At 72.6% G+C, this 11,912-nt stretch carries 7 protein-coding genes and 4 pseudogenes; 5 read left to right on the forward strand and 6 right to left on the reverse strand.

From position 1 onward, the window contains the following. Positions 1-57 precede the first annotated feature (57 nt). Positions 58-1,104, reverse strand: a complete 1,047-nt coding sequence (locus ABZ396_RS23570; protein WP_358916822.1) for a LacI family DNA-binding transcriptional regulator — start codon at positions 1,102-1,104, stop codon at positions 58-60. A 40-nt stretch (positions 1,105-1,144) separates the two neighbouring features. Between ABZ396_RS23570 and ABZ396_RS23575 the strand changes: the two genes are divergently transcribed. Further along, complete coding sequence (locus tag ABZ396_RS23575) at positions 1,145-1,411, forward strand: hypothetical protein (protein ID WP_358916823.1); 267 nt, start codon at positions 1,145-1,147, stop codon at positions 1,409-1,411. Here the strand turns inward: ABZ396_RS23575 and ABZ396_RS23580 are convergent. Further along, positions 1,386-2,066, reverse strand: a complete 681-nt coding sequence (locus ABZ396_RS23580) for a TetR/AcrR family transcriptional regulator (RefSeq protein ID WP_358916825.1) — start codon at positions 2,064-2,066, stop codon at positions 1,386-1,388. The two genes, ABZ396_RS23575 and ABZ396_RS23580, sit on opposite strands and share 26 nt — an antisense overlap. A gap of 103 nt (positions 2,067-2,169) precedes the next feature. On the opposite strand from ABZ396_RS23580, the gene ABZ396_RS23585 reads away from it, so the two are divergent. Next, positions 2,170-2,727 (forward strand): NAD(P)H-dependent oxidoreductase, encoded by a 558-nt coding sequence (locus ABZ396_RS23585; protein WP_358916827.1) that lies wholly within the window; start codon positions 2,170-2,172, stop codon positions 2,725-2,727. Positions 2,728-2,781: 54 nt separating this feature from the next. Here ABZ396_RS23585 and ABZ396_RS23590 read toward each other — a convergent pair whose 3' ends face one another. Continuing rightward, positions 2,782-3,663 carry an LLM class F420-dependent oxidoreductase gene (locus ABZ396_RS23590; protein ID WP_358916829.1) on the reverse strand — a complete coding sequence of 294 codons (882 nt, stop codon included), beginning with the start codon at positions 3,661-3,663 and terminating at the stop codon, positions 2,782-2,784. A gap of 72 nt (positions 3,664-3,735) precedes the next feature. Between ABZ396_RS23590 and ABZ396_RS23595 the strand changes: the two are divergent. Then, a pseudogene (locus ABZ396_RS23595) lies at positions 3,736-4,257 on the forward strand (alpha/beta hydrolase fold domain-containing protein); the annotation flags it as partial. A 7-nt stretch (positions 4,258-4,264) separates the two neighbouring features. Here ABZ396_RS23595 and ABZ396_RS23600 read toward each other — a convergent pair. Both ABZ396_RS23600 and ABZ396_RS23605 read right to left on the reverse strand, forming a co-directional pair. After that, positions 4,265-5,152 (reverse strand): annotated as a pseudogene (locus tag ABZ396_RS23600) (TerD family protein); the annotation flags it as partial. Further along, a pseudogene (locus ABZ396_RS23605) lies at positions 5,152-5,268 on the reverse strand ((2Fe-2S)-binding protein); the annotation flags it as partial. The pseudogenes ABZ396_RS23600 and ABZ396_RS23605, both read right to left, overlap by 1 nt. Positions 5,269-5,354: 86 nt before the next feature. Between ABZ396_RS23605 and ABZ396_RS23610 the strand changes: the two are divergent. Next, positions 5,355-5,775, forward strand: a pseudogene (locus tag ABZ396_RS23610) (hypothetical protein); the annotation flags it as partial. Between the two features lie 61 nt (positions 5,776-5,836). On the opposite strand, the gene ABZ396_RS23615 reads toward ABZ396_RS23610, so the two are convergent. Then, complete coding sequence (locus ABZ396_RS23615; protein WP_358916990.1) at positions 5,837-9,967, reverse strand: bifunctional nitrate reductase/sulfite reductase flavoprotein subunit alpha; 4,131 nt, start codon at positions 9,965-9,967, stop codon at positions 5,837-5,839. 240 nt (positions 9,968-10,207) lie between these two features. On the opposite strand from ABZ396_RS23615, the gene ABZ396_RS23620 reads away from it, so the two are divergent. Further along, on the forward strand, positions 10,208-11,911 hold the full coding sequence (locus ABZ396_RS23620; protein ID WP_359185730.1) for a SpoIIE family protein phosphatase: 1,704 nt from the start codon (positions 10,208-10,210) through the stop codon (positions 11,909-11,911). The last annotated feature ends 1 nt before the right edge of the window (position 11,912 follow it).

Below are 11,912 nucleotides of genomic sequence, written 5' to 3' on the forward strand. Positions count from 1 at the left end.
AGTGCCGCGGTACTGGTCAGGGGCTCCGGAAAGCACCGCCCCGACCAGGGTGACCCATCAGCTGGACTCGCGCCGCACCATCGAGGCGCCCAGCACCGTGCGCGTCTCCGGTGCGCCGCCCGGGTCGCGCACCACGCGGTCGACCAGTTCGGCGAGGTCACGGCCGGAGGGCAGGTCGATGTGGATCGTGGAAAGCCGGGGCCGCAGCAGCCGGCCGAGCAGCAGGTCGTCCGCGCCGACCACGGCGGTGTCCTCGGGGATGCGCACGCCCTCGTCCTGGAGGGCGCGCATTAACAGCATCGCGTACTCGTCGCTGTACGCGAACACCGCGTCGATCTGCAACTCCCGCCAACGCGAGGCGAGTTCGGCCGCCGATTCTTCCGTGTAGCCGAGCGGCAGCCCGGTCACCGTGGCGTCGGTGCCGTGCAGGGCCTGGCGGACGCCTTCGAGGCGGGGCCGGGAGTAGGTGTCCAGGCCGGTCTCCTCGGGGACGACCACGCCGATGCGGCGCCGGCCGCGGGCGTACAGGTGGGCACCGGCGCAGCGGCCGACGGCGTCATGGTCCATCAACAGGGCGTGCGCGCCGTCGACCCGCTCGGGGCCGAGGGTGACCACGGCGCGGGCGCCGGCCCGTTTGAGGACGGCGACGCCCTCGGCGCCGAGTCCGGCGCCCGGGACCAGCACGGCGACCGGTCTCAACTCGGCCCAGGCGCGGGCGGCTTCGTCACCGCGCAGGCCCGCGGTGCCGTACTGGACGACCGTGTAGTCGAGACGGCCGAGGGCCCACTGGAGGTCGGTGATGAACTCGCCGTACAGCGGGCCCATCGGGATGGCCGGGGCGGGCATCAGGACCATACGGCTGTGGCCGGCGCGCAGACTGCGGGCGGCCGCGTGGGGCACGTACCCGAGTTCCTTCGCGGCCTGGTGGACCCGGCGGCGGGTGGGCTCACTGATCCGTACGGCACTGGTGTTGTTGAGGACGTAGGAGACGGTCGCGCGGGAGACGCCGGCCAGGCGGGCCACATCGGCGCTCGTGGGGACCGAGCGCGGAGTCGGCGACGCTGCCGAGGGCGTATTCGGTATCTGCACCATGACGTACGGCATCTTGGCAGAAGGCCGGGGAGGGGGGGACCGGCGGGGCGAGGTGGTTCACCGTTGGACGAAGTGCCCCCGCCACGACGGCGCCGACCTGGGCCTGGCGCTGGTCGCGCACCCCGGCGACACCGAGGCCGCCCTGGCCGCCCACGAGGAGCGGATGTTCGCCCGCGCCGAGAGGTCCGCGGCGGAGTCCGCGGAGAGCGGCGCCAGGCTGTTCCGGGCCGACGCGCCGCAGGGCCTGGTCGACATGTTCGCCGCCGACGGCACGGACGTCAGCGGGGCGGGTGTCAGCGGGGCGACTCCGTCCGCGTGACCCGGGCGACCAGGTCGACCCAGCCGGCCTCCAGGCGCTCCATCGGCATCCCGCACTGCCTGGTCAGATGGTGGATCAGGGCGGGGTCGAGATACCCCAGCAGTGTGTGGGCGAGCAGTTCGCAGTCCGCGTCCGGCTGAATCTGTCGCAGCAGCATGCTGACATGGGTGCGCAGCGCCTGCATCGAGGGGTGGGCGTAACGCCGGGTGGATTCGGGCTGGGCGGCCAGTTGCAGGTCGAGCTGCTCGGCCGCGCGGTACAGCACCGCGACGCCGAACGCCCGCAGCCGCTCGACCGGCGGGGCTCCGGGGCCAAGCGGCGGCGGCCCGCCGAGGAAGTCGGCCTGGAGCCGGCGGGAGGAATGGTCGAGCAGCGCCATCAGCAGTCCGGTACGGTCTCCGAAGCGGCGGAATACCGTACCCTTCCCCACCTCGGCCGCCGCGGCCACCGCCTCCATGGTGACGCCGGCCACTCCGTGCTCGGCGATCAGCCGGGCGGCGGCTTCCAGCAGCCGGGCACGGTTGCGGGCGGCGTCGGCGCGCAGGCACGGCTCTTCCGGGGCGGGCCCCACATCGAGCAATTGTGGTGTGTCGAAGGGCTCCTGGGGCTGCGGGAAGGGCGGCAGGACGCTGGACATGAAGACAGCGTAAAGCATCGGGAACAGAACTGGACCGCGGTCCGTTTCAGGTGTTAGAAATTAACCGGACCTTGGTCCGGATCCGCAACCGCAGTGTTTCTGTCCCCTTGGAGTTTCCCCCATGTCTGTCCGCATCCTTGCGCTCGTCGGCAGCCTCCGCGCCGGTTCGCACAACCGCCAGCTCGCCGAGGCGGCCGTCAAGCTCGCCCCCGAGGGTGCCGAGGTCGAGGTCTTCGAGGGCCTCGCCGACATCCCGTTCTACAACGAGGACATCGACGTCGAGGGCAGCGTCCCGGCCGCCGCCGCGAAGCTGCGCGCGACCGCCCAGGCCGCCGACGCGTTCCTGCTCTTCTCCCCCGAGTACAACGGCACCATCCCGGCCGTCCTGAAGAACGCCATCGACTGGCTGTCCCGCCCGTACGGCGCCAGCGCCTTCGGCGGCAAGCCGGTCGCCGTCGTCGGCACCGCCTTCGGCCAGTACGGCGGCGTGTGGGCGCAGGACGAGGCCCGCAAGGCCGTCGGCATCGCCGGTGGCAAGGTGATCGAGGACATCAAGCTGGCGATCCCCGGTTCGGTGACCCGCTTCGCCGAGACCCACCCGGCCGACGACTCCGAGGTCGCCGCCCAGCTGACCGAGGTCGTCGCGCGTCTGCACGGCAACGTGGGCGTCGCCGCCTGAGGCACTGCCTGACGGAAGGGGCCGGGACGCACAGAGCCCCGGCCCCTTCGCGCCTCAGTCGATCGCGGCGAGCCGTTCGACGGCCGGGGCCGCGAAGCTCTCCATCCACCCCGAGGTCTCGCCCAGGCGGGGCGACAGGATGACGGTGTCGACACCGTGCTTGGCGTACCCCTCGATGTCCCGGGTGAAGGCGTCCAGGTCGCCCTCGGTGGCAGGCTCGGCGCCGTACGCGATGGTCTTGCGGATGGTGTCGTAGTCGCGCCCGACGGTGTCACAGTGCCCGCGCAGCACCTCCAGCTTGTGGCGCAGTTCCTCCGGCGAGGAGGGGATCAGATTGCAGGCGTCCGCGTACTGGGCGACCAGGCGCAGGGTCTTCTTCTCTCCCCCGCCGCCGATCATGATCTCCGGGTGCGGCGAGCTGACCGGCGCCGGTACGCACAGCGTCTCGGCGAGGCGGTAGTACCTGCCCTCGAAGGGGCCGTTGTTCTCCGGGTCCCACATCTGCAGGCAGATCCGCAGGGTCTCCTCCAGCCGCTCGAAGCGCTCGGCGAGCGGCGGGTACGGCACGCCGAGACCGTGGTGCTCACGGTCGTACCAGGCGGCCCCGATGCCCAGCGTGGCCCGGCCGCCCGACACCACGTCGAGAGTGGTGGCGATCTTGGCCAGGAGTCCGGGGTGGCGGTAGGTCACCCCGGTCACCAGGGCGCCGAGCTGGACGGTGGAGGTGCGGCCGGCGAGGTAGCCGAGGGTGGTGTAGGCCTCCAACATGGCGTCCTCGGCGCCGCCGTTGAACTCCATCTGGAAGTAGTGGTCCATCACCGAGACCCAGCTGACACCCGCCGCCTCGGCCGCGGCACCGGCGGCGGCGAGTTCGGCGCCCAGGGCAGGGCCGCCCTCGGGATGGTTGAACCGGTTGATGTGCACGCCCACGCGCATGGCCGTTCTCCGTTCCGCCCGGATGGTCTCCTGCTTTGCCGACGCTAGGACTTGGAGCGCACTCCAAGTCAAGCTTCGGAGGTCGGCGGCGACCCCGAGCCGATCGCGCTCGCCGGGGCGAGCACGGGCGGCGGCCCCACCGCCGCCCTGGCTCTCCTCCTGAGAGGCCGTCAGGGCCCGTCGGTCATCGGCCAGATGCTGATGTGCCCGATGCTCGACGACCGCAACGACACCCCCTCCAGCCACCAGATGAAGGGCCTCGGCGTCTGGGGCCACACGGCCAACGAGACCGACTGGACCGCCCTGCTCGGCGAGGCCCGGGGCGGTCCCGACGTCTCCCCCTACGCGGCCCCGGCCCGCGCCGCCGACCTCACCGGCCTTCCCCCGGCCTTCCTCGACGTCGGCTCCGCCGAGACCTTCCGCGACGAGGCCGTCGCCTTCGCCTCCCGCATCTGGCAGTCGGGCGGTGTCACCGAACTCCACGTCTGGCCCGGCGGCTTCCACGGCTTCGACGGCTCCGCCCCACAGGCCGCCCTGTCCCAGTCGGCGAGGACCGCCCATATCGACTGGCTGCGACGACTGCTGGCACCCTGAGCGGACGTCAGCCCACGGGCACCGGCTGACTCGCCGGGACCCGTCGGGCCGTCGCCCGGTCGAGCTGGACCGCCACGGTGCCGTAGAACCGCTGCACGGCGTCGTCGACACTGCGGATGAACCCGGTCTCGGCATTGCCCCGGCCGCTGCCCATGCCCTTGATGAGGGAGAGCCGGAAGCCGGTGATCCGGGCACCGTCCGCCTTCGGCAGCAGGTCGGCGGGCTCGGGCCGCAGCCGTTCGAGCGTGCCGCGCGGGCCGGCCGTGTCGCCCTCCATCAGGGTCTCGACATGCAGATCGGCCGGCGCCTCCGCCAGGGACCGCACCAGCCGCTTGGCCCAGCTCAGGGGGTAGCCCTGCTCGGGGGCCGGGACGTCCATGGACGTACGGAGTCTTCCGGTGCGCAGATCGGCGACGACCGCGAGCACCCCGGGCGTTCCCTCGATGCGCAGTTCGGCCTGGAGCCGGCCCTGGAGGCACAGTTGGTCGGCGAGGAGGCTCCGGCGCTCCCGGGGATCCCTGCCGCTCTTCGAGCCCCGGACCGGGAGCACCTTCTGCCCCAGTTCGCCGCCCAGGCCCAGGCAGACCTGCCGGATGAGCCGCTCCCAGCTCTCGACCACGTCGAGGGCCCGCGGGTCTCCCTGGCACAGGGTCTCGTCGTCGATGCCGTTTCGTACCGGAACCCAGGCGGGGCCCATGTTCTGGAACCCGTGGCAGCCGGAGTTCTCGTGCTGGAGGTAGTGCAGCAACTCCTGGAGGAGCCAGGCATGCGCCTTGTTGCCGACGCCCTCGTGCCGGATCAGCATCTGCGCCTGTTGGGTGACTTCGGCCCAGGACAGATGCCGTAGCGCCACCTTGTGCTTGCGCCGTCCGTCGACCTTGACGTCGACGAGCGGGTGGTGACCTTGCGGTCCGCGCAGTCGGCGACCGGGACCACGCACGGCTGGATCTCCTCGCCGTCGAGGTGACTGGTGCAGGCGCGGCAGACGCCCACCCCGCAGCCGTACTTGGGGGCCTGCGGGCCGCCTTGGAGACGAGCGCCGCCTCGATCGCCGCGTCGAAGTTGAGCCGGCGGCCGAACGAGCCGCCGCGCACCACATGGACCCGTACGGCCGAGGTCGCCAGTCCCAGCAGGTCGGCGACGGTCTCGCGGGCGTCCGTCGGGGTCTGTGTGCTCGACGGCTGGCCGACGAGGAGCGGCGGGTCCGGCTGCGGGTGGAGCCGGACGGACGGCGTCGGGACAGCGCGGGCGCGCCCGATCCCGGCCGGCCGTGTGCGCCGCTGGTGCCGGGTGGGCCGCCGGCACTCTGGCTGGAGCGGACCGGGTCGGACGGGCCGAGCATGGTCGACGCGGTGATCCTGGAGCGGGCCTCGGCGGCCGTACGGTCCGTGCTCGACCTCACCCGGGGGCCGGGCCCCGGCGCCGCCGGTGGACGATCCGGCGCTGGTCGAGACGGTCCTGGACGCCGACGCCCCGCTAACGGCCCGGCTGCACGCGGCCCGGCGGCTCGGCCTGGACACCACCGAAACGGCCGGTTCCGGCTGCAACTTGCCCCCACCATGCGGCAGTTGATGGCGAATCAGTAGACGTCCCGGACGTAACGCCGGTCCGTGGCCAGCTGTTTGAGGTATGCCGTCGCCTCGTCCTCGGTCAGTGCGCCGTGCACGGTGGCGATGTCCTTCAGGGCGCGGTCGACGTCCTTGGCCATCCGGGAGGCGTCGCCGCAGACATAGAAGTGGGCACCGTCCTGGAGCCAGGACCACAGCAGCGGGCCGTGTTCGCGCATCCGGTCCTGGACGTAGACCTTGGCCCGCTGGTCGCGAGAGAAGGCGGTGTCGAGGCGGCTCAGGGTGCCCTCGGCGAGCAGGGCGGCGAGCTCCTCCTCGTAGTAGAAGCCGGTGGCCCGGTGCTGTTCGCCGAAGAACAGCCAGTTTGGTGCCCGGTGGTGGCCACGGGCGCGGCGCTCGTGGAGGAAGCCGAGGAAGGGCGCCACACCGGTGCCGGGGCCGACCATCACCATGGGCGTCGCAGGGTCGGCGGGCGGGCGGAAGTGCGGGGAGCGACGGACGTGCACCGGGACCGGGGTGCCGGTCTCGGCGTCGGCGAGGAACGGGGAGCAGACGCCCTGCCGGGGTCTGCCGTGCGCGTTCTCGTAGCGGACGACGGAGACGGTGAGCGAGACCAGGTGGGGGTCGGTGAGCGGACTGGACGATATGGAGTACAGGCGCGGTTGCAGTCTGCCGAGGACGCCCGCCCACTCCCCGGCATCGGCGCGGATCCCGAACTCGGCGGCGACGTCGACCGCTTGCCGCCCCCAGGACCACTTGGCCAGCTCGTCCTTGTTGTCGGGGCGCAGCAGTTTACGCAACTCGCGGGGGTCACGGGTGCGTTCGGTGGCGAGGCGAAGCAGGTCGGGGGTGACCCTGGTGATGTCCAGGTGCCGCAGGAGGGCTTCGGAGAGAGGGACTTCACCGACTCCGTCGACTTCCACGCCGGTCGCCCCGTCCAGGCCGGTGACGGTCAGCCATTCCTCCACCAGAGCACGGGAGTTGAGAGGGTGGACCGCGAGCGCGTCGCCAACCTCGTAGACCAGCGGGGTCTCGCTGTCACGGGTGTCGAAGGTGAAGCGGCGGACCTCCTTCCCGGCGCCGGGCAGGCTGAGCAGCTGGTTGCCGACGAGCCGGGCGGTGGTGAGGGCGGGGCGCCGGGGACGGGCGGGCGCGGGGGCGGCAGCGGCAGACCCGTCCTTGAGGGCGGTCAGCACCCGGTCCAGCCAGGCCTCCGCCTGTGTCCCGTAGTCGGGTTCGCAGTCGGTGCGCGGGGCGAGCCGGACCGCACCGAGTTCGTCCATACGGCGGTCCAGGCGCCGCCCGTGCCCACAGAAGTCGTCGTAGCTGGAGTCACCGAAGGCCAGGACGGCGTACCGGCGGCCGGAGAGCCGCCCGGCGTCGAGGGCGGCGAGGCCGTCCCAGAAGCCGGCGCCGTTGTCGGGGGCGTCGCCGTCGCCGAAGGTGCTGGTGATCAGCAGCAGGTCGGCGCCCGCGGGCAGGGCGGCCGGGTCGGCCTCGTCCATGGCGGCCAGAAAGGCCACGTGGCCGCCCGCGGTGAGGCGCTCGGCGGTGGTGACGGCGAAGTCCTCGGCGTTGCCGGTCTGCGAGGCCCAGAGGACCACCACCTGCCGGCCCGGAGCCGGTGCCGTGTCCGGGGTCGCGGAGCTGCGGGAGTACATGCCGGCGAGGGTGCCGTTGACCCACAGGGCGTGTTCGGGGCTGAAGGGCGCGTCCGGGGGCAGGACGGGGACGCCGGGGGCACCGGCCGGGATGCCGCCGAGGAAGCCGACCAGGTAGTGCCGTTCGCGTTCGGTGAGGACCGGCGGCGGGGCGGGGTCGAGGCCGAAGACGGAGGCGGCAGCAGCAGCGGCAGCGGCAGCGGCAGCGGCAGCGGCAGCGGCAGCGGCAGCGGCAGCGGCAGCGGCAGCGGCAGCGGCAGCGGCAGCGGCAGCGGGCAGCACGGCCGGGGCAGCCTCGATACCCGGCATCTGCACGCTCACCGGTGTGGACACCTTGGTCAGCGACACCGCGCACACCTTCAACTCGGGTTGGAAGGACAGGGGATCGACCGCGTCGCTGGTCACCGCGTTGACACTGAGGTACTCGCCGAACAGGTCGTTCCAGTGGAAGGGCGCGAAGCAGGAGCCGGGCAGCACCCGGTCCGTGACGACGGCGGGCAGTACGGCCCGGCCGCGCCGGGAGGCGACCTCGACGGAGTCGCCCTCGGCGAGGCCGAGCGCGGCCGCGTCCTCGGGGTGGACCTCGACGAACGGGCCGGGGTTGAGCTTGTTGAGCTTGGCGACCTTCGCGGTCTTGGTGAGGGTGTGCCACTGGTGCTGGAGGCGGCCGGTGTTCAGGACGAACGGGTGGTCGTCGTCCGGCATCTCGGCGGGGTCCAGGTGCGGGCGGGCGTGGAAGACCGCGCGGCCGGAGGCGGTGGCGAAGGTCAGGCTGCCGTCGGGGTCGACGTACCGGACGGGGTTGCGGCCGGGGCCGTCGGCGGTGGCGGCGGGCCACTGGACGGGAGTGGCGCGCAACCGGTCGTAGCTGACTCCGCGCAGGTCGTAGCCGGTCCGCGGGTTGTGGAAGCGCTTGATCTCCTCGAAGATCTGCTCCGCGCTGTCGTAGCGGAAGCCGTCCTCGAAGCCCATCGCGCGGGCGACGGCGGCGATCAGCCGCCAGTCGGCGGTGGCCTCGCCGGGCGGGTCGGCGGCGGGGCGGGCGAGGGTGAGGTTGCGCTCGCTGTTGACGAGGACGCCCTCGGTCTCGGTCCACAGGGCGGCGGGCAGGACGACGTCGGCGTAGGCGTTGGTCTCGGTGTCGGTGAAGACGTCCTGGGTGACGACGAACTCGGCGGCCTCCAGGCCCTCGATGACGGTTCTGCGGTTGGCGACGGAGGCGACCGGGTTGGTGCAGATGATCCAGCAGGCCCTGATCTCGCCGCCGGCCATCTTCTGGAACATCTCGACGGTTCCCCCGCCGACCCCGTCGGCGCGGATCGTGCCGGGGTTCAGCCCCCACACTTCCTCGGCGAAGGCCCGGTCGGCGTCGACCAGGACCGACCGCTGGCCCGGCAGGCCCGGTCCCATGTACCCCATCTCCCGCCCTCCCATGGCGTTGGGCTGGCCGGTGAGGGAGAAGGGGCCGCTGCCGGGACGGCAGATCCTGCCGGTGGCGAGGTGCAGGTTGACCAGGGCGTTGGTGTTCCAGGTGCCGTGGGTGGACTGGTTGAGGCCCATGGTCCAGCAGCTGGTCCACTCCCCCGCCTCGCCGATCAGCCGGGCGGCCGCGCGCAGGTCGGCCTCGGGGACGCCGGTGATCGCGGCCACGGTGGCGGGCGGGTAGTCGGCGAGGAACTCCGGCATCGCCTCCCAGCCTTCGGTGTACGCGGCGATGAACCCGGGATCGGTGTGCCCGTTGTCGTGCAGGTTGTGGAGCAGGCCGTTGAGCAGGGCAAGGTCGGTTCCGGGCTTCACCTGGAGGAAGAGGTCGGCCTTCTCGGCGGTGGCGGTGCGGCGCGGATCGACGACGATCAGCTTCGCGCCCGCCTTCACCCGGTCCATCAGGCGCAGGAAGAGGACGGGGTGGCAGTCGGCCATGTTGGAGCCGATGACCAGGAAGACGTCCGCCTTGTCGAGGTCCTCGTACGAACCCGGCGGGCCGTCGGCGCCGAGGGACAGCTTGTAGCCGGTGCCGGCGCCGGCCATGCACAGCCGGGAGTTGGACTCGATGTTGTTGGTGCGCAGATAGCCCTTGGTGAGCTTGTTCGCGAGGTACTGGGCCTCCAGGCTCATCTGGCCGGAGACATAGAGGGCGACCGCGTCCGGTCCGTGCTCGTCGATGATCGCGCGCAGCCGTCGCGCGGTCTCGGCGACCGCCGTGTCCACCGCCGTGGCGACAGCCTCATCGCCCCGCTCGGGCCGTAGCAGGGCGGTGGTCAGACGGCCGGGCGCGGCGAGCATGTCGGCGGTGGTGGCGCCCTTGGTGCAGAGCCGCCCGAAGTTCGCCGGGTGCTCCTTGTCGCCGGAGACCCTGAGTACGGTACGCCGGCCGTCCGGGCCCCTGCCGACGTCCAGGACCATGCCGCAGCCGACCCCGCAGTACGAGCAGACCGTCCGCACCTTGCCGGTGTAGGTGCTGCGCGAGTCCGGCGCGGCCACGGGCGCCCCCTGTTCCTGCTGGTCCGCCTCTTCCATCCGGCCTCGACCGTATGGGCAGGTGATTACGTGGGCGTCACCGCTCCTGATCAACGGGGGTTAAGGCCACCGCACAGGCCGGCTTCGGGCGATGTGAGCGGGAGCGGGTCCGGGGTGCGCTGCGGTGCCGTCCCGGGATGCGCTGTACCGGGACCTGATGGAGGATGAGGGCGGCCGTGGGCGGGGGCAGGCGAGGAGGACCGGGTGGACAGGGACACCTCCTCACGACGACCGGCCGCATCGGGCGCACCGGCCCTCGGTATCGGCTACCTCGATCTGCTGCGCGGCATCGTCGAGGACTCGGCCGTCGGTTTCGCGGTCCTCGACACCGATCTGCGCTATCTGTACGTCAACCCGCACATGGCCCGGATGACCGGCCTGCCCGCCGCCGCGTACCTCGGGCACACCTTGCACGAGGTGCTGCCGCACATCCAGAGGTCGGAGCGGCCGCTGCGGGACATCCTGCGCGACGGGCGGCCGCGCGAGACCATCGTCACCGGGCGGACCTGGGTGGACTCGCCGTACCAGGTGCGGGAGTGGCGGTGTGTGTACCACCGGCTGGTGGACAGCACCGGCAAGGTCGTGGGCGTCGCCGGGGTGGGCCTGGAGATCAGTGAGCCGCAGCAGTACGTGTACGAGCTGGAGCGCGCCCATCGGCGGCTCGCGTTGCTGGACGCGGCCGCGTCCCGGATCGGCACCGGCACCGACGTCGCCGGGACCTGCCGGGAGCTGGCGGAGTTCGTCGTACCGGAACTGGCGGACGCGGCCGGCGTCGAGCTCAGTCCGCCGGACACGGCGTCGGCGCGGCGGGCGCCCACCCGGCTCGCCGCGTACGCGACCCGCCCGGGGCTGGTCACCGGTCTCGCGGCGCTGGACGCGCGCGGTGAGCTGGTCGGCTGGCCGCGCGGCACCGGGACCCGGCGGAACCTGGCGGCGGGCCGGGTCCTGCGGCGCAACGCGATCACGAAGGCACAGTGGCGGGCGCTGATCCCGAGCTGGGCGCCGGCCCGTGCGTGTCTGACCGCCGGTGTCCACTCGGTGCTCCTCGCGCCGCTGGTCTCGGACGGCCGGAATCTCGGCAGCCTGCTGCTGGCCCGGGCCGGGGACTCCGGGCCGTTCTCGAACGAGGACGCCACCGTGGCCCGCGAACTCGCCGCCCGCGCCGCGCGCGCCCTGGACCGGGCGCTCCGCTTCGAGCGTGAGCACACCATGGCCCTGGAGTTGCAGCGGGCCCTGCTGGCCGAGCCGGGCCAGCTGCAGCAGCACGCCGCTGTGGAGACCGCCGCCCGCTACCGTCCCGCCGACGACGGCTCGTTGATCGGCGGCGACTGGTACGACGTCCTGGCCCTGCCCGACGGCCGTACGATGCTGGTCATCGGGGATGTGATGGGCCATGGCGTGGACGCGGCGGTGGCCATGAGCCACTACCGTTCCACACTGCGCGCCCTGGCCCTCGCGGGGCTCTCGCCGGGCCGCATCCTGGAGCACGCGGACCGGATGGTCGCCGACTCCGGTTTCGAGCGGGTGGCCACCTGCTTCCTCGCGCTCGGCGACTCGGACGTCGCCACGCTCACCTATGCCAGCGCCGGGCATCTGCCGCCGGTCTGGCTGACCCCCGAGGGCGGGACAGAGCTGGTGCCGGTGCCGGTCGGCCCGCCGCTGGGCAGCGGGCTCGGCCGGTACGAGCAGCGCGTCACCCCGGAGCGCGGGGGTGTGCTGCTCCTTTACACCGACGGGCTGGTGGAGCGGCGCGGCGAGGACATCGACCGGGGCCTGGCCCGGCTGACGGGACTGTCCCTTTGCCCCTCCGACCCGCTGGACAAGATCCTCGACACCGTGCTCGACCACCTCGCCACCGGCTCCGAGGACGACATCGCGCTGCTCGCGGCCCGCGCCGTACGCGAGTGAC

Origin of the sequence: Streptomyces sp. NPDC005866 (assembly GCF_040629895.1) — a bacterium.
Taxonomy (GTDB): domain Bacteria; phylum Actinomycetota; class Actinomycetes; order Streptomycetales; family Streptomycetaceae; genus Streptomyces.

Coding starts and splice junctions, on each gene's coding strand:
- ABZ396_RS23580 (WP_358916825.1), bottom strand. CDS start 2,066: ATGCTTTACGCTGTCTTCATGTCCAGCGTCCTGCCGCCCTTCCCGCAG.
- ABZ396_RS23585 (WP_358916827.1), top strand. CDS start 2,170: ATGTCTGTCCGCATCCTTGCGCTCGTCGGCAGCCTCCGCGCCGGTTCG.
- ABZ396_RS23590 (WP_358916829.1), bottom strand. CDS start 3,663: ATGCGCGTGGGCGTGCACATCAACCGGTTCAACCATCCCGAGGGCGGC.
- ABZ396_RS23570 (WP_358916822.1), bottom strand. CDS start 1,104: ATGCCGTACGTCATGGTGCAGATACCGAATACGCCCTCGGCAGCGTCG.